Source organism: Ciceribacter sp. L1K22, assembly GCF_017599385.1.
In the GTDB taxonomy this organism is placed as follows: Bacteria; Pseudomonadota; Alphaproteobacteria; order Rhizobiales; family Rhizobiaceae; genus Allorhizobium.
In genome coordinates this window covers 133,082-155,501 of sequence record NZ_JAGFPK010000002.1, presented here as the reverse complement: position 1 = coordinate 155,501, position 22,420 = coordinate 133,082, and the positions used below count along the sequence as shown (strand labels likewise).

Genomic DNA, 22,420 nt, shown 5'->3' with positions numbered 1-22,420 from the left:
GTTCGACATGTCATTCCGCGCGGATCGTCACGTCCACATCCTGATCATCGGCGGCGGTGCCATCGGCACCTCCGTCGCCTACCACCTCGCCCGCGACGGGGCAAAAGACGTGCTGCTGGTCGAAAAGGCCATGCTTACACACGGCTGCACCTGGCATGCGGCCGGCCTCGTGGGCCAGCTCCGGGGCAAGCGCAACCTGACCCGCCTGATGCAGAACTCCGTCGCCGTCTTCGACCGGCTGGAAGAGGAAACGGGTCAGCACATCGCCTGGAAGAAGGTCGGCTCGCTGAGGCTCGCCGGCAGCCCGGACCGTTGGAGCGAGATACGCCGCTCGATGACCCAGGCAAAAAGCTTCGGCGTCGAATGCTACTCCCTCTCCGCCGACGAGGCCGCGAGCCGTTTCCCTTTCATCGTCAAGGACGGTATCGAGGGTGCCGCCTTCATCCCTGGCGACGGATATATCGATCCTTATTCTTTGACCATGGCCTATGCCAAGGGCGCCAGACTGAACGGCGCGAAAATCGAGGAAGGCGTGACCGTCGAGGAAATCGTGATCGAGAACCGTCGCGCCGTCGGCGTCGTGACGAATGGCGGAACCATATCCTGCGATATTCTCGTCAACTGTGCAGGTCTTTGGGCCAAGCGCGTCGGCGAGATGGCCGGCGTGCCGCTGGCGGCGGGCGTGGTGGAACACCAGTATTTCCTCACCGAGAAGAAGCTGACCCTGCCGCCGGACCTCACAACGCTGCGCGATCCGGACAACAATTTTTATCTGAAACCGGACACCGGTTCTTTCGCCATCGGCGGTTGGGAAGACGGCACCAAAGGTTGCTGGCGCGGAAAGCCGCCGCTCGATTTCGGGCGCGAACTCTTCGAGCCGAACTGGGAACGGCTGGAGCTCTTCGCTTTGCCGACGGCAACGCGTATCCCGGCCCTCAACGAAATCGGCATCCAGACCGTGATCAACGGCCCGATCCCGGTCTCTTTCGACGGCGAGCCGATCATGGGCCTCGCTCCCGAGCTCGACAACTTCTACGTCGCCTGCGGCTTTACCGCGGGTATCGCGGCGTCGGGAGGCGCGGGCCTGGCACTCTCGAATCTCATCCTTCACGGCGACGCCGGCATGGACCTCTGGCCGTTCGACGTTCGCCGGTTTGGCGCTGTTCACGCGCAGGGCCGCTATCTGGAGGAGCGCGCCATCGAGGCCTACGGCGCATACTACAAGGTTCACTGGCCGGGCGAGGAAGCCCATGCCCTGCGTGGACTACGGCGTTCACCTCTTCATGATACGCTCGAAAAGAACCGCGCTGTCTTCGGCTCCAAGTTCGGCTGGGAGCGCCCCAACTGGTTCGCGCCCGCTGGCTCGGATGGGAACGATGTTCCGTCTTTCGAGGGTAAGCCGAACTGGTTCGATACTGTCGGAGAAGAAGTCAAGGCGATCCGCGAACGCGCAGCGCTCATCGACCAGTCCTCCTTCTCCAAGTTCGAGATCAGCGGTCCTGGCGCACTGCAGGCTATGCAGAGGATAGCCGCCAATGATCTCTCGGGGCCGGGCGGAAAGGCAGTCTATACCCAGCTGTGCAATAAGCGCGGCGGCATCGAGGCTGATGTCACCATCGTCCATATTGCCGATGACCTCCTGTACCTGATCACCGGCTCAGGTTTCGGCGTCCGCGACGGCAACTGGGTAGCCAGTCACCTGCCACCGGGCATCGATCTTCGTGACGTGACGAACCGTTTCGCTACGCTGAACATCTGCGGTCCCAGCGCCCGGGACATCCTGCAGAGCGTTTCGGACGACGATCTTTCCAACGAGGCCTTTCCCTTCCTCGCAGCCCGGCGGATCGAGATCGGCGGGGCGAGCGCGCTGGCCGTGCGCATCGGCTATGTCGGCGAACTCGGCTACGAACTCTACATCGACCAGGAATACGCCGCCCACGTCTACGACACGCTGAAGGCTGCCGGCGAACCCTTCGGCATCGCGGACGCCGGCTACCGCGCCATCGACGCAGCCCGAATGGAAAAGGGCTATCTCTATTGGTCCGGCGATATCACGCCGGACTACAACCCCTACGAGGCAGGGCTTGGGTTCTGCGTAGCCCTGAATAAGGGGGAATTCATAGGCCGCGATGCATTGGCGGCTATCAAGGCGGAGGGTGTGAAGCGCAAGCTTGTCTCCTACACCGTCGACGGCTTCGCACCCTTCCACGGCGGCGAAGCGGTGATGCTTGACGGCAAGGTTGTCGGTTCCACGGCCAGCACCGGTTACGGCTACACGCTCGGCAAGACGATCGCCTTCGGCTACCTGCCGACGGAGATTGCCGGTGAAACGGAGTTCCAGATCGAAGCCTTCGGCAGGACCTACCAGGCCCGCCGGGGCGCACGTACCCTCTACGACCCCAAGATGGAGAGGCTGAAGGCATGAGCGAGAACGCCGAGATTGCATTGGCGCGGGAGACGCTGAAGACCATCCCACCGCTGGCGAACCATGACGGATCCATCGAGCGGCTTGGCGGCCTTACAAATCTTGTCTTCCGGATCGGCGACTATTGCCTGCGCATTCCCGGCAAGGGGACCGAAGAGTACATCGACCGCGTCAACGAGATGATGGCGACGGAAGCGGTCGCCCGTGCGGGGGTCGGCCCGGAAATCCTGTACGCCGACGCATCGAACGGTATCTTCGTCTCCCGCTTCGTGGATGGTGCGATTACCATGACGCCGGAACGCTTCCAATCGATCAAGGGCGCTCCAGCCAGAGCCGGCAGGGCATTCCGCAAATTGCACGACAGCGGCGCCGTCTTTCCCGCCCGCTTCGAACTGTTTTCAATGATCGACAGCTATCTCAGCGTTTTGTCCACCAAGAACGTCGACCTGCCCGAGGGCTACCACGATGTCCTCAAGGAGGCGGAAAGCGTCCGTGCAGCGCTGGCCGCCCACCCTCTGCCGAACGTTGCCTGCCACTGCGATCCGCTTTGCGAGAACTTTCTCGACACGGGCGAGCGCATGTGGATCGTCGACTGGGAGTATTCCGGCATGAACGACCCGATGTGGGATCTTGGCGACCTCTGCGTCGAGGGCGGCTTCGGCCCGGAGCAGGAAGAGGAGATGATCAGCGCTTATTTCGGCGGCGAACCCTCGGCCGCCGAACGCGGCCGCATCGTGATCTACAAGGCGATGTGCGACCTGCTCTGGACCCTCTGGGGCCTCATCCAGCTCGCCAACGACAATCCGGCCGATGACTTTCGTGCCTATGCCGATGGCCGGTTCGCCCGCTGCCGCGCGCTGATGGCGACACCGGACTTTGCCAGGTCGGTCGCGGCCGTCGCGAAAGGCGCTTGACGTTCGCGACGGCAGGCCTTCGCCTCAGATCTTGCCGCGCTCGTCCGGAATGACACCATCCAGGTTGACGCCCAGCGTCTCGCCGAGCTTCTTCATCACGGGAAGGCTCACCGCCATGTCGAGTATCGAGCCAACCGTCTGGTCGACGGGAGAAGGCAGTCGGTCTGCGCCCTCCCCGGTCCGTCCGAGGCCGCTGATGTGGTTGATCGAGATGCCCTTGATTTTCTCCGCCGGCTTGACCATCTCGCCGATGATCGCGGGCAGCGCGGCAAGACGCGCCTTCTCCATCTCCATGGCAGCGAGTTCCGGTGAGCGACTGTTTTCGGCCTTGATCCGTGCGGCCTCTCCGTCGGCCTCCGCCGTCTTCATGACGCGGAGCGTCTCGGCTTCCTCGCGGCGGATGAGACCACGGACCTTGGCCGCGACCTGATCGCTCTCGGACGTGATCCTGACGCGGACCGCCTGCGCCTCCGCCTCCTGCTCGGCGGCGATCATGGCCAGCCGCTTGCGGCGCTCGGCTTCCGCGACCTGGCTCAGCGTCGCCAGGTTTTCTTCAGCCGTGATCACGGCAGCGCGCGCTTCCGTGGCATCCGCCTTGGCGCGGCTTTCCTCCTGGCTCTTGGCCGCGATCAGGATGGCTTGCTCCTGCTCGGCGATTTGCAGCGCGCGCGCCTGGTTGATCTCGGCCTCGCGAACGACCTGCTCGCGCGCCAGCGACGCGGTCTGGATCGCCCGTTCCATGTTGATCCTTGCTTCGGCCGCCGCGGCTTCAGCCTCGGCCTTGCGGCGTGCCACCTCGGCCAGTTGCTGGGCGAGCAGCAGCTCGATTTCCTGCGTCTGCTGAATTTCGGCCCGGCGCTGCTCGAGCTCGATCTCCAGCTTGCGCCGGTTGGAATCGACCTCCGCACGCCGCACGCTGACCTGGCTTTCGCCCTCGATCTCCGCCCGCTCCTTCTTGGACTTGGCGATCACCTCCGCCAGCTTTCGCATTCCGACCGCGTTGAACGCATTGTTCTCGTCAAGCGCGGAGAATGGCGTCTGGTCGAGCGATGTCAGCGAGACGCTGTCGAGCTGGAGCCCGTATTTCGAGAGCGTGCCGGAAAGAGATTCATGTACCTGTCGGACGAACTCGCCCCGGTTTTCGTGAAGCTCGTCCATGCTCATCAGCGCCGCCACCGAACGCAGCGCATCCACCATCATCCCCTCGATCAACGACTTCAGCTGGTCTGCCTGGAAGGTCCGCCGACCCAGCGTCTGGGAGGCTCGCACCACAGCGGCCTCCTCGGGAATGACCGAGGTATAGAATTCGGCGCCGACATCGATGCGCATCCGATCCTTGGTGATCAGGGCGCTCTCGCCGGTGCGCGATACGTCCATCCTGAGCGTCTGCATGTTGACGCGGCCAACCTCGTGAAAATACGGGATCGCCAGCGTTCCGCCATCGATCACCACCTTTCGACCACCGATACCCGTTCGGACAAGGCTAACCTCGTTAGAGGCACGCTGGTAGAACGAAGCCGCGAGCACGATGATGACAGCCGCGACAACAAGAAGAAGAATGATCCAGCCCAAAGCGTTCATGGTGTTGTCCTTTCGCCTGCCGGTCAGAACTGGGGCGGAAAATGGCGCCCGCCGCGATCGAGCGTGATCCAGCGGAGCTCGGTGAAGGCGTCGAGCGACCAGCGTCCGCCATACCGTCCCACACCGCTAGCCTTCGTTCCGCCGAAGGGCACGTGCGGCTCGTCGTTGATGTTCTGGCAATTCACATGGCAGATGCCGGTTTCCAGCCGCTCGGCCAACCTGAGCGCCCGCGCCTCGTCCTTCGACCAGACGGCCGCCGTCAGCCCATACTCCGTGTCGTTGTTGAGCGCCGCAGCCTCGCCGTCATTCCGGAAAGGGCAGACAACAACGACGGGCCCGAAGGTTTCGTCGTGCCAGATGTTCATCGAGCTGTTGACGTGGGTCAGCACGGTCGGCTCGATGAAGTTGTCCCAGGCGCGGCCGCCGAGCTCGACCTTCGCCCCCTTGGCGACGGCATCGTCGATCAGCGCCTTGACGCGCTGGGCCTGGCGGGAATTGACCAGCGGACCGATGACATTGGACGGGTCGTTGGTGTGTCCGGTCTTGAGCTTGCGCGCCCGTGCCAGGAAACGTTCCATGAAGGGTTGGTAGACCTTCTCGTGCACGAGAAGCTTTTCGGTCGACATGCAAACCTGCCCCTGATGCATGAAGCTGCCGAAATTCGCGGCCCGTGCGGCCGCATCGAGATCGGCGTCTTCAAGTAGGATCATCGAATCCTTGCCACCGAGTTCAACGCAGACCTTCTTGAGATAGGCACCGCATTTGGCGGCGATCTGGCGTCCGACCGCGGTTGAACCGGTGAAGCTGATCGCCTTGACCTTCGGATTGCCGATCATTTCGTCGCCCACCTCGCCGACACTGTCGCGCGAGCAGGTCACCACATTGAAAACACCCGCCGGAATCCCGGCTTCCTCCAGGATTTCCGCGAAGTAGAGGCCGCCGGAATAGGGCGTATCCTCCGAAGGTTTCAGAACGATGGTATTGCCGACGGCGAGCGCCGCGGCGAAGCCGCGCGATGTGAGGATGCCCGGCATGTTCCAGGGGCTGATGACGCCGACCACGCCGAGCGGAAACCGGGTCGCCATCATGAACTTGTGGTGTTCGGACGGCAGCACGTCACCGATCGACTGGTAGCAGAGCGCTGCGGCCGAGCGGAAGACTTCAGCCACGTAACCCGCCTCGAACAACCCTTTGCCCTTCCACCCGCCGCCTTCCGCCATCGCGGCAGCGCAGAAGTCGGCTTTGCGCTGATCCCACACATCGGCGATTTTCAGGAGCAGATGGGCCCGTTCGTGGAAGGCCCGGCCGGACCAGTCGGCGAAGGCCGCCTGGGCGGCGTCGATGGCGCGCCGCATGTCAGCAGCGGAGCCGTCCGGGACACGCGCGTAGACCGAGTTGTCCGACGGATTGAGATCCTCGAAGGTGCGGGCAGCCGGAACCCATTGGCCGCCGATGAACATGCCTCTGACCGCGGGCGTGGGGGACGTGACGACGTCGAGCATGATGTGGTCTCCTCAGTTTCGGTTTGCACCGGAGCGCCACGCCCGGGCATGGGCGGCAGCCTCCTCGATTTCTTTCAACACGGCCTTCAGCCGATCATCGCTGGCGCCCCCGGCGTCGAGTGCAGGGGAACCGCCGGTGTAGGGCGTAGGGGCTGTGCGATAGGTAGCGACTCGGGCCGGGGTGGTCGGGACGGCATGCCCATGCTCGGCCCGGCTCTTTCGGCTCGCCTCGGCGACCAGGTCGCTGATCGACACGCCGTTCAGCAGCGCATCGGCTGTTCCACGCATGGCCGGTGACGGCGATGGTGCAGGCTGCGGCGTACGCGAAGCGGCCAGCGGTGGAGGCGGTGGCACAGTCGTCGTCGTCTCGGACGCACGCTTCGGCGGTGGCGGCGCGATAGCGGATGGTTGCGATTGCTTTTGCACAGCAGCGAGCGCCGCGGCCGCGATGCGGTCGGGTGTCGGTTCACTCGTGCGCTGAAGAGGCGAAGCCACCGCAACCGGTGTCGCCACGAGTTGCTCTTCCTTGCGCGTTGCAGCCGCGACCCCGCCGCCGAGGTAGGCGGCCTGCACGGCGGGGTCGTTGCGCAGGTCCTGCGCCCTGCCCTCATGAATGATGTGCCCGTTTTCCAGGAGGTAACCCCGGTCGGCGATCGCAAGACTCTGCCGTGCGTTCTGCTCCACAAGCAGGATGCCGATGCCCATATCGCGCACGTTTTTGAGCGCCAGGAACAGCTCCTTGCACAACAGCGGCGAAAGCCCAAGCGAGGGTTCGTCCAGCATGAGCAGCGCGGGGCTGGACATCATTGCCCGGCCGATCGCCACCATCTGCTGCTCGCCGCCGGACATGGTGCGGACCACCTGGTTGCGACGTTCGTGCAGCTTTGGAAAGAGGCGCAGCAAGCGGTCCAGGTTTCCGGCTTCGTCCTCGCGGGCACGCATGGCATGCGCGCCAAGCCTCAGGTTCTCGGCAACGGTCAGATCGCCGAACACCCCGCGCCCCTCCGGAACGAGTGCGATGCCCTCATCAACGATCCGGTTGGCGGCGAGACCGAGGATATCCGCCCCCTGCATCGTGACCGTGCCCGCGACCTTGCCTTCGCAGATGCCCGAAACGGCCTTGAGCAGCGTCGACTTTCCGGCGCCGTTGGCGCCGAGGATCACGACGATTTCGCCACGCCCGACCTTCAGCGACACGTTCTCCAGCGCGCGGTGCTGGCCGTAGGCGACACTCAGTCCCTTCACCTCAAGCATCATCGTCTCCCAGATAGGCGCGGATGACGGTCGGATCGGAGAGAACCTCGGCCGGCGTTCCCTCGGCGATCTTGGTACCGGCCGCCATGACCACGCACCGGTCGCAAAGCGAGCGGATTGCGTCCATGACGTGCTCCACCAGCAGGATGGTGCGTCCTTCGTCGCGCAGTCCACGGATCAGGCGGATACCTTCCTCCAGCTCGGTCGGATTGAGGCCGGCCAGCCACTCGTCGAGAAGCAGCACCTTTGGCTCGGCCGCAAGCACTCGGGCGAGCTCGACGCGCTTGGTGTCGATATAGGTTAACTGCCCCACCATCATGTGCCCTCGCCCGGCAAGGCCCACTTTCTCAAGCATGGTTTCGGCGATCGCGTCCGCGTCGGGGCCCCAGTGGCGGCGGTGACCGAATACCGCGCCCGCCTTGACGTTTTCCAGCACGGACATGGAGGGCAGCAGCCTGACCAACTGGAATGTCCGCGAAATGCCACGCCGTGCGATGTCCTGGGCCGCCAGGCTTGTTATGGGTTGCCCGCGCAGGGTGATCACCCCCGAGCTGACGGGAAAGGCGCCTGAGATGAGGTTCATCGTCGTCGATTTGCCGGACCCGTTGGGGCCGATCAGTCCGAGGACCTGATGTTGGGCGACGTCGAAATCCATCCGATTGACAGCCACCAGGCCGCCAAAACGTTTCGTTACGCCGCGAAGCGACAACAGCGTGTTCATGTCGTAACCTCGCCTGCCTGCATCCTCTTGCGACCGGCATCGATAAGGCCGACGAAGCCCTTGGGCAGAACATAGACAATCACCAGGAAACACACCCCGAGCAGCAGCGTCGTCTGGTTGGGGAACGAGACAGAGATCGCCTCCCACAGGAAGGTGAACGGGATCACACCGACGAGCGGACCCCAGAGGCGTCCTGTTCCGCCGAGAAGCGCCATGATCACCACCTGGAAGGACAGCATGGGCGAGAAGGCGAGCGCCGGCTCGATATAGACGTAGCGCGGCGCGAGAATAGCGCCCGTCATCGCCGCCACCGCGCCGGGCAGCATGAATAGCAGGATCTTGGCCCGTGCGGTGTCGATGCCGGAGTGGCGCGCCACCACTTCGTCATCGCCGATGATGCGCAGCGCGAAGCCGAGTCGCGACCGGGCGATCAGCCAGCCGATCAGCCACACCAGCGCGGCCAAAGCGAGGAGTTGCCAGTAGATATGCTTCTCACCGATCGAGGTCAGGACATAGATGCCCTTGGTGCCGGAAATATTCTGGCTCCAGGTGATGATCTGCCGAACGAACTCGGCCAGCCCCAGGGTGAAAATGACGAAATAGACTCCGGAGAGGCGCAGTGTCGCGAGACCGACGAGCGCCGCCATGACAGCGCCGAAAACGGCCGCGATCGGCGGCAACGTCCAATAGGGCAAATACTCGATGCCGATACCAGTGACATAGGCGCCGACCCCGAAGAACGCCGCGCTCGCGAGCGAGATGTAATGCGTCGGTCCGGAAAACAGCGCCCAGCTCGTTGCCAGCACGGTGTACATCGCAATGGTCACGCCGATGCTGAGCGCATAGGCGCCCGAAGTCCACGGAAGGCAGGCGGCGACCGCAAGTGCGATCGCGCAGGCAATGAGGTTCTTCCAGTCCCGCGGTGTCAGCGTGCTCATGTCGTCGGCCTCCCGAACAGCCCCTGCGGGCGAAACAGGAGAATGACCACAAACAGCAGATAGGCAGCGGCCAGGGTGAGGCCCGGATCGATCACCCGCGCCACGAAGGTTTCCAGAAGTCCGAGCAACAGTGCGGCAACGATGGTGCCGCGCACGTCGCCGACGCCGCCCATGATGACGATCACGAGAGCCTTCAGCGTGAAGATCACGCCCGTGGAGGCATCCAAAGTCAGGAAGGTCGAAATGAGCGTGCCGCCGGTCGCAGTCACCGCCCCGCCGAGTGCAAAGGCCAGCGCCGCGGTACGCCCAACATCGATGCCAACGAGCCGCGCACTCTCAGGCGCAACGGAAATAGCCCGGATCGTCATGCCGGCGCGGCTGCGGGCAAGCCAGAGCCAGAGCGTGCCACAGATCAGCACGGCGGCCACGAAGGCGGTGAGCCGGTTTGCGCCATAGGTATCGCCCAGGATGTGGACCGGCGTCGAAAGATAGGAGTAGCTGAAATAATCGCCGCCGAAGACGGCCAGCATCAGACCGACCGCAACGAAGGAAAGCCCGAATGTCGTGAGGATCGCGTCCACTTCCAGTTGGCCGCGCGACTTGGCGCGCTTCACCAGCGGCCTCAGGAAAACCATATAAATCAGCCAGTTCACCACAAACGCCACCGGCGCCACCAGAAACACCGACAGCAGCGGACTGATCTGGCTGCCGGTCCAGAGCCAGAAGGCCACGAAGCCTCCGGCGACCAGCATTTCGCCGTTCGCGAGATTCATGATGCGGGCCATGCCGTATTGCAGGTTGAGACCCATTGCGATCAGCGCATAGGCTCCGCCCAACAGCAGCCCGGTGACGATGACATCCATGCCCATCCCCGGTTCGAAGTTTATCCGGGAGCGGCTCTTCCCGCCCCCGGAACACTGGCTAGGTTACTTCCAGGCGCCCTTCTTCTGGACTTCAACGGCACCCTCGCGGCCGGTCGAGCTCACGCCCTTGAACACGCCGCCCTGCCACTGGCCGACGGTCCAGAAGGCCGGATTATTGTTGTGCTCGTCGAACTTGATCGGACCGATGACCGTGTCGAAGCTGTTGTCCTTGATGTGCTGGATGATCGCCGCATTGTCGAAGGACCCGACGGCCTCGATGGACTTCTCCAGAACCTGGAACGACGAGTAGACCATGGCACTTGCCCAATAGTCTGGCTTGGCTCCCGTCACTTCTTCGTGACGCTTGGCGTATTCCTTGAAGGCATCGCCGTCGGCATTGACGCCGCCGATGCCAAGAACCCCTTCGACGGCCGAGCCGAAGCGGCCGACATAGGCGGGAAAGGCGGTGGCGACAGCCGTGAAGAAGGCACCGACCTGAAGGTCTTCAACGATCGCCTGTTCTGTGAGAGCGAAGGTATCTGGCGGATAGGACCACGCGATGAAGGCATCGGGTTGGGCCGCTTTCGCCGCCTTCATCACCGGCGACAGATCCTGCGTGCCGAGCGGGTAGGACGTTTCGTAGACCAGTTCGAACCCAGCCTCCTGGAAAGCCGGCTTGGCTTCGTTCATCAACTCGATACCGAAGGCGTCGGCGACGTTGACCATCGCGATCTTGGTTCCAATGTCGCCGCGATCCCGCAACTTGACCATGGTTTCGACGACGCCCTGCACCACGGGCTTGGCCCCGCCGAGCGTGATGAAGACATTGGGAAACTGGTCGGACAGTTCCTCGGCCTTATCGGTGGTCGTCGTCGAGGTGACCATCGGCAGGCCGTAGCGCGCATAGATCGGCGCCGCGGCGAGGTTCAGACCGGTCGAGTATGGCGGCAGCACGATCTGGGCCTTGTCCTGGTCGACAAGACGCTGCACGGCCTTGATCGTTTCGCCTGGGTTTGTCTGGTCATCGTACTCGATGGCTTCCAGCGTGTAGGTCTTGTCGCCAACCTTGAGGCCCCCGCGCGCATTCACGTCACTGATCCAGAGTTTGACGTTCGGCCAGTAGCTGACAGCGGCACCGCCCGCCAATGGTCCGGTCTTCGGCGCGACCGCCCCGACCTTGAGCACGTCCTGCGCCATGGCCGGCGCTCCCGCGACGCCCGCAGCCAAAGCGAGCATGGCAAGTCTTGTAAATGTCCTGCGTTTCATGTCGTTCTCCTCCCGTTGTTGCATGCGTAATCAGGTCAGGGTGTGCGGTCCTCTCCTCCGGGTGCATCCCGTTCCGTCATCCATTGTATCTCGGTGAATTCCTCGATCACTGCCCTTCCCCCGAAGCGCCCATAGCCGCTCGCCTTCATGCCGCCATAGGGCATCGCCGGATCGTCGCAGACGGTGGTGCCGTTGATATGCACCGCGCCCGCCTCTATGCGCCGCGCGATGGCGCGTGCACGGGGAAGATCACGTCCGAACACGGCCGCCGACAGGCCGTATTCGGTATCGTTGGCAACCGTTACCGCCTCGTCGGCATCCTCTACCCTTATGACGCCGACCATCGGCCCGAAGATTTCCTCCTCGTAGATCCGCATTCCGTAGGCAACGTGATCGACGATTGTGGGCTGCATCAGCGTCCCCACATTTTGCCCGCCGGTCACGAGCACGGCACCCTTGGCAGCCGCGTCTGCGGCGAGCCCCTGCAGCCGTGCCACCGCCTCCGGCCCAATCACGTGACCGAACTCGCCACCAAGCCGCTCTGTCTCGCGCCTCAGAAGCGAAATGAATTCGTCCGCGATCCTCTCTTCGATGATGATCCGGTCCGTGGACATGCACACCTGTCCCTGATTGAAGAAAGCGCCGTGCGCGACGGATTTGGCGGCGCTGGCTAGATCGGCATCCGACAGGATAACCGCGGATGCCTTGCCGGACAGTTCGAGCAAACACCGCTTGAGGTGCCGTGCCGCCAGCTCCGCGATATGCCTGCCGACACGGGTCGAGCCGGTGAAATTGACACGGCGCACCGCAGGGTGCGCGATGAGTGCATCCACCACGTCATGCGCGTCCTCGGGCGCACTGCTCACATAGTTCAGCACTCCGTCCGGAAGCCCTGCATCGATCAGCAGTTGCGCCACGGTCTCGTGGACCTTCGGGCAAAGCTCCGAGCCCTTCAGAACGACGGTATTGCCAAGCGCCAGCGGTGCGGCAAGCGCTCTCACGGCAAGGGCGACGGGCGCATTCCACGGGGCCAGGCCGAGCACGACACCGGCGGGCCGTCGGATGAGGTGATAGCGGACGCCTGTCGGCGCACCCTCCACCTTCTCGTCGCCGATGGCATCCGCCAGCCCTGCGGCCTGGTGAAGCGTTGCCCGGGCAACCTCCACATTGAACCGGATCCACTCCGGCGTCGCGCCCACTTCGACCTGGGCAATTCTGCAAAGCTCGTCGACATTCTCAGCCAGTAAATCCGCGCCCCGCCGCAGCAGCGTCGAGCGCTCCTCTGGCGTGGTAGAAGACCAGGCGGCGAACGCACCGGCAGCCGCGTCCGCCGCAGCTTCCGCCTCGGTTCGGCCGAATGCCGACGCCAGCGTCAGCACCGCTCCCGTGGTCAGGTCGCGGCGTTCGTATCTGCGCTCATCCTGCGCGGAAACGGGCACACCACCGACGATACCTCTGGCTACGAACATGCGTCCTCCCAAACGGCTGTTCGCTGATCCTCCTCGCACCCGTTTTCTTGTTTTTGAGGGTGACCGACCGCATTTTGATTGACATACGGCGAGAGTAAATGACGTTTTGTGGGAATATATTTGCCTTTTGCGGGGTTTCCCATGCCACACCGCGGATCACTGCCGATACCAGCGACAGCACGCCCGGAAGCCCCTGTACGGGCCGAGCGGTTTCGCGCCGCACTCCAGACCCGCGTTCTCGGTCGGGCCGGCCTGGGTGACACCGGCAATTTTCGGGCGCTGCTTCTGGAAAAGGGAGATGCGGTCTTACGAACCGGCGACGATGTCATCCTGCCGCTGACAGGCCCCGTCATGGGCTGGATGCCCTGGAAGGAAGGAATGCGGCTCGAATTGTCGTCGGGGGCGCAGGGAACCCATCTTTTTCTCGGTGACTCGACTCTGGACCGCGTGTTGCAGCGCCGGGCCGAAGCCGCCGAACTGCGCTTCCTGGTCGCTCGGTCATCCTTCATGCGACTTGGTCCGGACAACAGCGCCGGCGAAGCGGTCGCGGGCTGCTTTACCGGTATCCTCTCGGAGACGCTCAATCCCGGCCCGATGTCGGCGGCGGTCGTGGAGTCACTCCTGCACGTCCTTCTCGTCCACCTGCATCGAAACCAACCCGCAAGCCAGGGTGACGGGACGCAGACCGGCTCGACCAAGGCGCTAGCCGGACGCTTCACGGCTCTCGTCGAAAGCCATTTCCGGGAGCATTGGCGCGTGGAGCGCTATGCCCGTGAACTTGGGGTATCTAGGGATCGGCTGAACGACCTTTGTCTGCGGGCCTATGGGCGACCGCCCGCACGTCTCATCCGTGAACGGCTGCTGGTGGAGGCGCGAATCTACCTGTCCACCTCCACGCTCGCACTCGGACAGATCGCAGGCATTCTCGGCTTTGGCGGAGCGTCGCAATTCAGCCGTTTCTTCAAGTCGCTTCAGGGTCAATCGCCGGCCCGATACCGCCTCTCCCCGCATCATGCCGCTCAGTCAGAGCGGGCCAAGCAGGGCGCGCTGCATGCCTGGCCTTGAGCGAACGGCTACCATTCGATGACGCTCCCGTCATAAGCGAAGAAGCAGCCCGATTGGTCCGGCTGCAATCCATCGAGCACCGACAGCAAGGCATGCGCGCTCCGCTCCGGCGCCATCCGCTCGTGTCCGCCGGCATAGGCCTCGGTCAGGCTCGTTGCCACCGTTCCCGGATGCAAGGCCGCGATGACAGATTGGGGATGCGTGCGACCGATCTCGACCGACGCGGTGCGGACGATCTGGTTCAGCGCCGCCTTCGAGGCGCGGTAGGACATCCAGCCGCCGAGTCTATTGTCGCCTATCGAGCCGACCCGGGCCGACAGGAACGCCATCAGGCTTCGCTCCCGGCGTGAGAGCCTGGGAGAGAAGTGCTTGATCAAGAGCGCGGTTCCGACAGCGTTCAGGGCAAATTGCGCCATCATGGCCTCGGCTGTGATCTGCCTGATCGATTTTTCCGGACCGCGGCCGTCAATCGTCAGCGCGCCGGTCGCACAGAAAATCAGATGCCATTCTCCTTCAAGCGCTGCCGCCGCGGCAGCAACGCTGTTCTCATCGGTGACGTCCAGGCCATCAACGCGGCGGGAGAGACGGGTGAGCGAACCGCAACGGGAATCGCCGGCGATGGCATCAGCGATGGCGCTGCCAATCCCGCCGCTTGCCCCGATCACGAGTGCACGATAGCCGTCAGGTAAAGATTCAAGCTGCATGTAAAGCTCCGGGTTAGAGTCACATCGCCGAATTTTCCTGGCGCCGCGCATTTTCCAGCGCCTCGCGCAGGCCGCGCTGATCGTCGATGGCGATCGGGAAATTCCACATCAGCGCGATCGCCGCGAGCTTCGGGAGGATCGGCAGCCATGCGTAGAGCGACGAGAGGGCAAACAGCGCGGTGGGTATCTGGGGATTGCTGCTCCCCGGATCGAGACCGGACCATTCCAGGATCGGGAAAACGACACCGGCACTCAGAGCGAGTGAAAGCTTGGTCGCAAGCCCCCAGGCGGCAAAGTAGATCCCCGTCCTTTGTTCGCCTGAGCGGAGCGTATCGAGGTCTATCACATCGGCCTGTATGGCCGGTGGAAGCGTCAGGTCGAAGCCCAGCAGCAACCCCGTCGCCGCACAGATAACGGCGAAAGCCAGCACGTCACCCTCCTGCAAAAGGCCGGAAAAGGCGAAGATGACGCAGGCAAGCGTCATGGCCCCGCACCAGCTGCGATGCTTTCCAAACCGCGCCGCCGTCGCCACGGCGACCGGGACGCCGATAACGCCACACAGGAAGTAGAGCAGCAGAAGCGGTCCCCGCAATTCGGCGACACCGAGCCTTTCCGAAACGAAAAGCAGAAACAGCGTCGCGGGGATTGCGTTGGCAAAACCGTTGAGAAAAAAGGCGCCGATCAGCCTGAGGAAAGCCTTGTTCGCGCCCAGAAACTGTAGCCCTTCCCACAACCCCAGTGATCGTCGGGACAGATTTTCAGGCTCCGGCGTTTTCCACACCGCCAGCCCGGCGAGCAACGGGGTGAAGATTGCCAGCACGATCGCGAGGACCGCCAGCCCATGCAGACCCTCGGCTTGATCGACGCCCACAACGAAGGGCAGAACGACGGCGATGAGAGTGCCGATCAGTGTCGCGCCTTCCCGGAAGGCGGACACGACGGTCCTCCCCGCATACTCTGTGGAGAGTTCCGCTCCCCAGGCAGTGTAGGGCAGCGTAACACCGGTGTAACAGAGGGAAAGCAACAGGCCCCACAGAGCTAGATAGCCGAGGCCTGCATCGACGGGCGGCCAGAAAAGCATGAAGGATGCCAATGCCGCGGCAGGCGCGAAAACAAGAAAGACCGCGCGCCTGCGACCATAGGCGGATGAAACCCGATCCGCCATATAGCCGACAAGTGGGTCGCTGATGGCGTCGAAAAGCCGGATCAGCAGCAAGACGACCCCGAGTCCGGCGGCCGATACGCCGAGTTGCTCCGCATAAAACGTCGGCGCGATCACGTAGAAGGGAAGCGCCATCGCTGCGAGAGGGATGGCGGGAAGCGCGTAGAAAAACAGCGAGACCCTGCTCGGTCTCGTCATTGGGCTGCGCCGGAGATCACCGCCGTGCCCGTCGCTCCGTCGTCACGTTGCCAGGAGATCCGGTTTCCATCCAGCTTTTTGATGGTGAAGCAGAAGGTGCGGCCTTTGTACCAGGTCGGCCACTGCTGGCAGAGACGCTGCCCGTCCACCCACCAGCGTCCCTCCTCCTTCGGAGCGAACATGCTTGCCATGGAAAAGCCGGAGATATCGCCAGCCACCGCACCGTCGGTGCGGTATCGCAGCGGGAGCTTGATGCCGAGAGGCGTATCGAGACGGACCGTCTTTCCGGCGATCAATTCCTTGACCTCACCCCCCGAAAGCTCGGACGCGACCGCAGTCTGTAGAGGAAGCACAGCGATAACGGATGCCAACAATATCTTTGCTGCTTTCATGATCCTGCTCCTTGGTTGCTTGCCAAGGATGTAACGCCGCTCGACGGTGAGTGGATCAATGGAAGTGCTGCCGTGCGGCTATCGGATGTTCCCGCTGCAATGGCCGGCCGCCTCGAAACGTCGCCTATTCATCTTCAGCAAGGGCAACGAGCCTTTGCCGATCGTGCAGGATAAGCCAGCCATCCTTGAGATCGACAAGGCCTTTCTCCTGCCATTTGCGCAGACAACGGTTCACGTTCTCCCGGGTGTTGCCAATCATCTTCGCCATATCCGATTGGGATAGCGAAAGCCGAGATGCCGGAGACTGCTCGCTTGCGGGATGCGTGACCGACAGGCGCAGCAGCAGGCGCGCCAGCCGGGTCGGCAAATCCATGAACGCGATTTCGACCATACGCTCGTCGGACCGCCTGACCCTCTCGCACAGAAGTTCGATCAACCGGATCGAAAGCTGCGGCTTCCGCTGCAGGACATCCATAAGCGCGCGGCGTTCCAGCACCACCAGTGTGGTATTGCTCACGGCCCGGACGGTGGCGGATCGTTCGCCACCATCGAGCAAGGCGATTTCGCCAAAGACATCGCCGCTCCGCAACTCGTTGAGAATGACGTCCCGGCCAGTCGGCGTGACCAGCTCGACGCGCACGATGCCTTCGGCGATCGCCATCATGCTCTGTCCCGGGGCTCCGGCATTGAAGATGATCTCGCCGGTTGAGAACTTTTTGACGTGAGTGGACGCCGCAAGATCGCGCCGCCCTTCATCGTCGAGCGCCTTGAAGACGAAACTTTTGGCGAGAAGCTTTTCCTTGTCGATGTCAGCCATGCCGAATGTCCTGCTCTCGCTCGCCCGCCGGATTAACCTCCGCCTACTGGTAAATTGACATTCCCGAATTGCAAATCGATAAAGGGAAATATTGACAAGCAACTTTGCGAGACGCCCGTGAAAAATTCGATTTACGCACTTTTGCTGATGACTTTTGCCCTTCTTTCACCGGCAATACCGCAAGCCGTCGCGCAAGAGAACAATGGCTGCGAACGCGAGGATGTAAGCGATCCCCCGCGTGTCATCTACCGTTGCGCCAACGGGCTGGTTCTGGAGGCGGAAGCCGCCGCCGGACTTGAACTGACGGACGAGAACGGCGCCACACGACCCGCCGCAGCCAACCTGTCGGACAAGGCAACACTCATCGAGGTGGAGCCTGGCAGCGGACCGTTCCAGATATTGACGCCGCACGCAATCGCCGCGGTACGAGGCACTGCCTACGCCGTCGACGTGACGGCGGAAAAGACCGCCGTCTTCGTCATCAGGGGCGAAGTCGTCGTATCCCGCCGTGACGGGTCCGACCCGGTAACGCTCGCGCCCGGCGAGGGTGTCGACGTCTCTGACGGTCAGCCGCTGGTCGTCCGGACCTGGGGTCAGCAACGGGTGGACGACCTCCTCGCACGCTTCGCGCGATGAAGACGAGCCTGCCGCTTGGTGTCATCGCCGCGGCCCTTATCGTCGGCGCGGCATGGGCAGGGGTGCTTGGGGCTATACATCTGGCAGGCGCCGCCAGTCCGATCGACAGGCTGGAAACGACGCTTCTGGACGCCAGGATCGGCTGGGTGGGACGCCGCCCGCCTCCGGACGATGTCGCCATCGTCGTGATCGACGACCCCACCATCACCGCTGTCGGCCGCTACCCCCTGGACCGTGGAACACTAGCGGATATCGTTGACAGGATAAGGCTGTCCGGCGCGCGGGCGCTTGCGATCGACATGCTGCTGGTCGGGGAAACGGACCCAGAGGCCGACGCGGCTTTGGCTGATGCTCTTGCGCGGTTTCCGGCGGTAATTGCCGCCGCCGCGCAGTTCGAAATTGGCGAGGGCGCGGCCGGCGCGGTTCCGGCGCCAGGAGATACGCTCACCCCACTTTCGAAACTGGCCGCCGCGGCCAACACCGCACTGGTGAACGTCGCAGCAGATGCAGGCGGCACTCCGCGACATGTCCCCATGGTTTTCGACACTAGTAGCGGACCTATGCCCTCCATCGTGCTCAGGGCCTACGGATTGTACACCGGAGAAATGCCGCCACTGACTGCCTCCGGCCTTCGACTTGGCTCCGGTGAATTGCCTCTGGACATCGGCTGGCACCTGCCGCTTAACTACTATGGCCCTGGCAAAACGATCACGACGATAAGCGCCCTCGAGATCTTGAGGGAACCTGCGCCGGTGGAAGGTCTGTCGGGAAAGCTCGTAATGCTTGGCGTCACCGCGACCGGCGTCGGCGATCGCTTCACCACGCCGTTCGATCCGATCTTGCCAGGCGTCGAGGTGCTTGCCACCGGCGTCGCCAATCTCCTCGACGGGTCCTCGTTGAGACGAAACGAAACCATCCGCCGGATCGACGTGACAGCAGCCGTTGTCATTACCCTTGCGGGCATGGCTGCCGTAGCGTTTCTGCCTCTCGCGGTGGGATCGGCCGTCGCAGCTATCCTCCTGTTCGCCTGGCTGGCCGTCATCAGCATGGCTTTCTCACACGTCTTCTGGCTGAACGGCGCCTTGCCGATCGTGGCGAGCGTGCCGGCCGTGGCGGCGCTGACTGTTCTCCGCCAGGTCTTCGACCGCAGATCCATGCGCCGCATGGCGATGGCGCAGGATGCGCTCGGGCGGTTTCAATCCGCGAAAATATCACGGCGCATCGCTGAAGATCCGGGGTTCCTGCTGGAGCCGCGGGAGCAGCAAGCCGCCATCCTGTTCATCGATCTCGCCGGTTATACGGGGTTGAGCGAAAGGATCGGAGCACGCTCTACCCGCGATCTGCTGAAGTCATTCCACACCATCGTCGTCGAAGAAGCCGAACGGAGAAACGGCCTCGTGATGGATTTCATGGGTGACGGCGTCATGGTCGGTTTCGGCATTCCCGACGGGAATCCCGGAGATGCAGCCAATGCGGTGGCGGCGGCGTTCACGATGCTGAGCGCGGTTCGACATCGGCTTGTCACCGATGATGTGGTCCGGGGGATCGAGGCGGTCCGCGTCGGCGTTCACTACGGCGCCGTCGTTCTCTCCCGTCTGGGTCACGAGGGTCACCAGCAAATCGCCACCACCGGCGACTGCGTCAATGTCGCAAGCCGACTGCTGGACATCGCTCGGTCACGGGAAGCAGCTGTCGCCCTTTCGGCGGACGTCGTGAGAGCAGCGGTGTCCGGGGGGGTGATACTCTCTCCCCAACCCCCGTTGGACACCATCGCCATCAGAGGGCGCAGGCAGCCGGTCGACGTGGCCCTGTGGTCGGTCGCGGAAGCCGAACGGCAGGCGGAACGTCTCGTACTGTGATCGGATCAGGGAGCCGGTGGCGCGCTGAAATTCCTGATCAGCCGCTCGCGCAACCGATCCATGCTCCCCTCCGTGGCATGCGCCTGCGGGATCATGCCGGGTGAAAAACCCTCGGGCAGAAACCGCTTCACGAGATCCGCGTCCCGACTGATCACATGGACCGGAACGGCTCTCGATGCATCCGGCCCGGTCACGAGCGATGCCGGCTGGTGATCCCCAAGAACGATGAAAACGGCATCCTTCCCGAAGCGGGCGATGTAGTCGCCCAGCGTTTCAAGAGCATAGTCGATCGTCTCGACATACTGGCGCCGGACCCGCTCGTGATCGGACCAGACAACCGGCGGGCTGTCCCCGGATTCTGCCTGCTGGTTGAAGACGGTACCGTCGCCGACTTGGGACCAGTCGATCAACCGCGGCACCGGTGTCCAGGGCGCATGGCTTGAGATCAGCGCGATCTCGGCCATGACCGGCTTCCGGTTTTCCTCCCCCGGACGCCGCGCAAGGCGCTCGAAAGCCGAGAGCGTAAACTGGTCCGGCATGGTCACCCAGTTGAAAGGCTTCCCCCGATATCCGAGATCCTTGGCGGCTAGGACCTCGTCGTAGCCATAATAGGCCGCCTCGGGCCAGTCCATGGTGATCGCCGGCATTACCGCCACGGTATGCCATCCGGCATCGCGAAACAGGCGGTTGAGGCTAGGTCGGTCGCTACGCATCAGCAGGTCGTAACGCGCCTGGCTATCGACCCAGAGCCCGGACAGCAAGGTTCCGTGAGCGAGCCAGCTCAGTCCCCCGACCGTCGGTGAAAGCGCCCAACCACTTGCCGAAGCGAAACCGGCGGCTTCGAGCTGACGCCCGATCGCATCGAGTCGGGGGCGGATGAGTGTGCCGTACCGAGCGTCGTCTATCGCGCTCCGTCCATAGGATTCGATGAAGACGAGAACCACGTCGCGGCCCTCGATGGAGCCGAAGAGGTCTGCCGCATCGGAACGCCCGACCCCGGTCGCGAGGCTGGTCTCGAAAACGCGGATGTCTTCCACGGAACGGGCCACCAGGGACAGACGGTCGCCGAGATAGCCGACCTGACGCAGCTCTGCGATATTGGCTGCACCAGCGCGTGGGCCGGCAGCGATCAAGGCGACGCCCAGCCCCGTGATCACCCCGAACGCGACGATCGACACGGTCCTCAATCCACCGTGAAAACGCCCTAGCATCGTGGAAGCCCACCAGAACGCCCAAAGCAGCAAGCCGATGCCGAAAGCGACAAGACCGACCACAGCCAGCGCGCCAGGACGTCCCACGGACCCGGAAAGCAGGTTCCACCCGTCCGCCATCATCTTGATGTCGAGATAGGGATTGAAACGACGTTGGAAGGCGGAGAGCACACCGATATCGGCGATTTTCAGAAACAGCAGACAAAAGACGGCGATCGTGGCAAGAACCGCCAAGACCTGCGCCAGACGTCTTGGCGCCAGAAGTAGGGCAAGCGCCACCAACGGAACCTCGAGCGGAAAGCGAATAAATGCGTCGAACCGCACACCTTGCGGATAATCAGGCATCACACAGGCGAAAAAGCCGATCACGATGAATACGACACAAGCGAGGAACGCGCGTTGTCTCCGCATGGTATCCGATCGATTGGCGGATGCGTATAAATGCATGTACCTCATTCTCCCCAACGACAGCCCGAGGGAACTCGCACGTTGAACGCCCCGCCTGCCCGGAACAAGCCATGCACAGGCTGAAAGTCGTCTCTATCATCGCCGGCCTCGCGCTTGTCGCAGGCGTGTTCCTCATTGTCGATCCTGCAGGCGTGATCAACGCGCTTGCCAATGTGCCAGTGGGCCATGTTGTCACCGCCCTCGTGATCGTCCAGATCCAGATCGTGGCATCCGCCTTGCGCTGGCGCTTTACTGCCGCCCGTCTTGGCCACCCCATCCCGATTGGTCTCGCCATCAGGGAATACTATCTCGGCAGCGTGATGAACCAGATCCTGCCGGGCGGCATAGCGGGTGATGCCGCGAGGGTCTATCGCGTCAAAGGTGAGGAAACCGGCGCGTGGAAACGCGCCGCTGCCGCCGTCGCGCTGGAACGCCTGTCCGGACAATTGGCGTTTTTCCTGCTGTCCTTCATCGGGCTGGTAGCATGGCTGATATTGATCCCCGAGCAACTGCCGCTCGAGGCCTCCAAGATTATATGGTTTCTTCTGACCGCAGCCGCAGTCGTGTCCGTGGCGACCGTTGTTTTCAGGAGATCGATAGGAAGAAGGCTCAGGCGCTTCGGCCCTGACCTGTCGGCGGTTTTCTGGAGCGGGGGGGCGATGGTGGTGCAGGTAGGCCTCAGCTCCCTGATCGTCGGAACCTACGTGGCCACATTCCTGCTGGCTTCCGACGCCGTCGGCGCCACTCTGCCGCCGATCGCCGCGGTCACCATCATTCCGCTCTGCCTGCTGACCATGCTCGTCCCCATCGGCATTGGCGGATGGGGAACACGGGAGGCGGCGGCAGCCGCGCTCTGGCCACTGTTTGGCTTCACGGGTGCGGAAGGCCTTGCCGCAAGCCTCCTCTATGGGGTCTTCTCGCTTGCGGGCACTGCGCTTCCCGGCCTTCTCGCGGCCGGTGCGACCCTGCTTCCGGGGACGCGGCGCGGAAACTAAG

At 63.2% G+C, this 22,420-nt stretch carries 19 protein-coding genes; 6 read left to right on the top strand and 13 right to left on the bottom strand.

Annotated elements, in window-relative coordinates; all coding sequences use genetic code 11:
* Positions 1–7: 7 nt before the first annotated feature.
* Positions 8–2,425 carry an FAD-dependent oxidoreductase gene (locus J5J09_RS18740; RefSeq protein ID WP_208553755.1) on the top strand — a complete coding sequence of 806 codons (2,418 nt, stop codon included), beginning with the start codon at positions 8–10 and terminating at the stop codon, positions 2,423–2,425.
* The gene (locus tag J5J09_RS18735; protein ID WP_208553754.1) at positions 2,422–3,339 is read left to right on the top strand and encodes a phosphotransferase family protein; all 918 of its coding nucleotides are present in this window, start codon (positions 2,422–2,424) and stop codon (positions 3,337–3,339) included. Before J5J09_RS18740 ends, J5J09_RS18735 begins: the two co-directional genes overlap by 4 nt.
* Positions 3,340–3,363: 24 nt before the next feature.
* On the opposite strand, the gene J5J09_RS18730 is transcribed toward J5J09_RS18735, so the two are convergent.
* The 8 genes from J5J09_RS18730 to J5J09_RS18695 all read right to left on the bottom strand — a co-directional run bounded on the left by J5J09_RS18730 (position 3,364) and on the right by J5J09_RS18695 (position 12,933).
* Positions 3,364–4,920: a flotillin domain-containing protein gene (locus tag J5J09_RS18730; RefSeq protein WP_208553753.1), complete on the bottom strand. Its 1,557-nt coding sequence runs from the start codon at positions 4,918–4,920 to the stop codon at positions 3,364–3,366.
* A 23-nt stretch (positions 4,921–4,943) separates the two neighbouring features.
* Entirely contained in the window at positions 4,944–6,422 is a 1,479-nt protein-coding gene (locus J5J09_RS18725) for an aldehyde dehydrogenase family protein (protein ID WP_208553752.1), read from the bottom strand.
* A gap of 12 nt (positions 6,423–6,434) precedes the next feature.
* The gene (locus J5J09_RS23040) at positions 6,435–7,676 is read right to left on the bottom strand and encodes an ABC transporter ATP-binding protein (RefSeq protein ID WP_208553751.1); all 1,242 of its coding nucleotides are present in this window, start codon (positions 7,674–7,676) and stop codon (positions 6,435–6,437) included.
* Positions 7,669–8,397 carry an ABC transporter ATP-binding protein gene (locus tag J5J09_RS18715; RefSeq protein WP_208553750.1) on the bottom strand — a complete coding sequence of 243 codons (729 nt, stop codon included), beginning with the start codon at positions 8,395–8,397 and terminating at the stop codon, positions 7,669–7,671. The genes J5J09_RS23040 and J5J09_RS18715 overlap by 8 nt, the downstream gene beginning before the upstream one ends.
* A complete protein-coding gene (locus tag J5J09_RS18710) occupies positions 8,394–9,335 on the bottom strand; it encodes a branched-chain amino acid ABC transporter permease (protein WP_208553749.1) in 942 nt (313 codons plus the stop codon). The genes J5J09_RS18715 and J5J09_RS18710 overlap by 4 nt, the downstream gene beginning before the upstream one ends.
* Positions 9,332–10,198, bottom strand: coding sequence for a branched-chain amino acid ABC transporter permease (locus tag J5J09_RS18705; protein WP_208553748.1), 867 nt, complete (start codon positions 10,196–10,198; stop codon positions 9,332–9,334). Before J5J09_RS18705 ends, J5J09_RS18710 begins: the two co-directional genes overlap by 4 nt.
* 63 nt (positions 10,199–10,261) lie before the next feature.
* On the bottom strand, positions 10,262–11,464 hold the full coding sequence (locus J5J09_RS18700; RefSeq protein ID WP_208553747.1) for an amino acid ABC transporter substrate-binding protein: 1,203 nt from the start codon (positions 11,462–11,464) through the stop codon (positions 10,262–10,264).
* Between the two features lie 35 nt (positions 11,465–11,499).
* Positions 11,500–12,933, bottom strand: a complete 1,434-nt coding sequence (locus J5J09_RS18695) for an aldehyde dehydrogenase family protein (protein WP_208553746.1) — start codon at positions 12,931–12,933, stop codon at positions 11,500–11,502.
* A gap of 141 nt (positions 12,934–13,074) precedes the next feature.
* On the opposite strand from J5J09_RS18695, the gene J5J09_RS18690 reads away from it, so the two are divergent.
* Positions 13,075–13,998, top strand: a complete 924-nt coding sequence (locus J5J09_RS18690; protein ID WP_208553745.1) for an AraC family transcriptional regulator — start codon at positions 13,075–13,077, stop codon at positions 13,996–13,998.
* 8 nt (positions 13,999–14,006) lie between these two features.
* On the opposite strand, the gene J5J09_RS18685 is transcribed toward J5J09_RS18690, so the two are convergent.
* The 4 genes from J5J09_RS18685 to J5J09_RS18670 form a co-directional block, all read right to left on the bottom strand.
* Positions 14,007–14,702 (bottom strand): SDR family NAD(P)-dependent oxidoreductase, encoded by a 696-nt coding sequence (locus tag J5J09_RS18685; RefSeq protein WP_208553744.1) that lies wholly within the window; start codon positions 14,700–14,702, stop codon positions 14,007–14,009.
* Between the two features lie 19 nt (positions 14,703–14,721).
* Positions 14,722–16,062, bottom strand: coding sequence for an MFS transporter (locus tag J5J09_RS18680; RefSeq protein WP_208553743.1), 1,341 nt, complete (start codon positions 16,060–16,062; stop codon positions 14,722–14,724).
* A complete protein-coding gene (locus J5J09_RS18675; protein WP_208553742.1) occupies positions 16,059–16,454 on the bottom strand; it encodes a hypothetical protein in 396 nt (131 codons plus the stop codon). Before J5J09_RS18675 ends, J5J09_RS18680 begins: the two co-directional genes overlap by 4 nt.
* Before the next feature lie 124 nt (positions 16,455–16,578).
* Positions 16,579–17,271, bottom strand: coding sequence for a Crp/Fnr family transcriptional regulator (locus J5J09_RS18670; protein WP_208553741.1), 693 nt, complete (start codon positions 17,269–17,271; stop codon positions 16,579–16,581).
* A 117-nt stretch (positions 17,272–17,388) separates the two neighbouring features.
* Between J5J09_RS18670 and J5J09_RS18665 the strand changes: the two genes are divergently transcribed.
* Positions 17,389–17,907, top strand: coding sequence for a FecR domain-containing protein (locus tag J5J09_RS18665; RefSeq protein ID WP_348646490.1), 519 nt, complete (start codon positions 17,389–17,391; stop codon positions 17,905–17,907).
* Complete coding sequence (locus tag J5J09_RS18660; RefSeq protein ID WP_208553740.1) at positions 17,904–19,766, top strand: adenylate/guanylate cyclase domain-containing protein; 1,863 nt, start codon at positions 17,904–17,906, stop codon at positions 19,764–19,766. The genes J5J09_RS18665 and J5J09_RS18660 overlap by 4 nt, the downstream gene beginning before the upstream one ends.
* A gap of 5 nt (positions 19,767–19,771) precedes the next feature.
* On the opposite strand, the gene J5J09_RS18655 is transcribed toward J5J09_RS18660, so the two are convergent.
* The gene (locus tag J5J09_RS18655) at positions 19,772–21,388 is read right to left on the bottom strand and encodes a sulfatase-like hydrolase/transferase (RefSeq protein ID WP_208553739.1); all 1,617 of its coding nucleotides are present in this window, start codon (positions 21,386–21,388) and stop codon (positions 19,772–19,774) included.
* A gap of 107 nt (positions 21,389–21,495) precedes the next feature.
* On the opposite strand from J5J09_RS18655, the gene J5J09_RS18650 reads away from it, so the two are divergent.
* Entirely contained in the window at positions 21,496–22,419 is a 924-nt protein-coding gene (locus J5J09_RS18650; RefSeq protein ID WP_208553738.1) for a lysylphosphatidylglycerol synthase transmembrane domain-containing protein, read from the top strand.
* The last annotated feature ends 1 nt before the right edge of the window (position 22,420 follow it).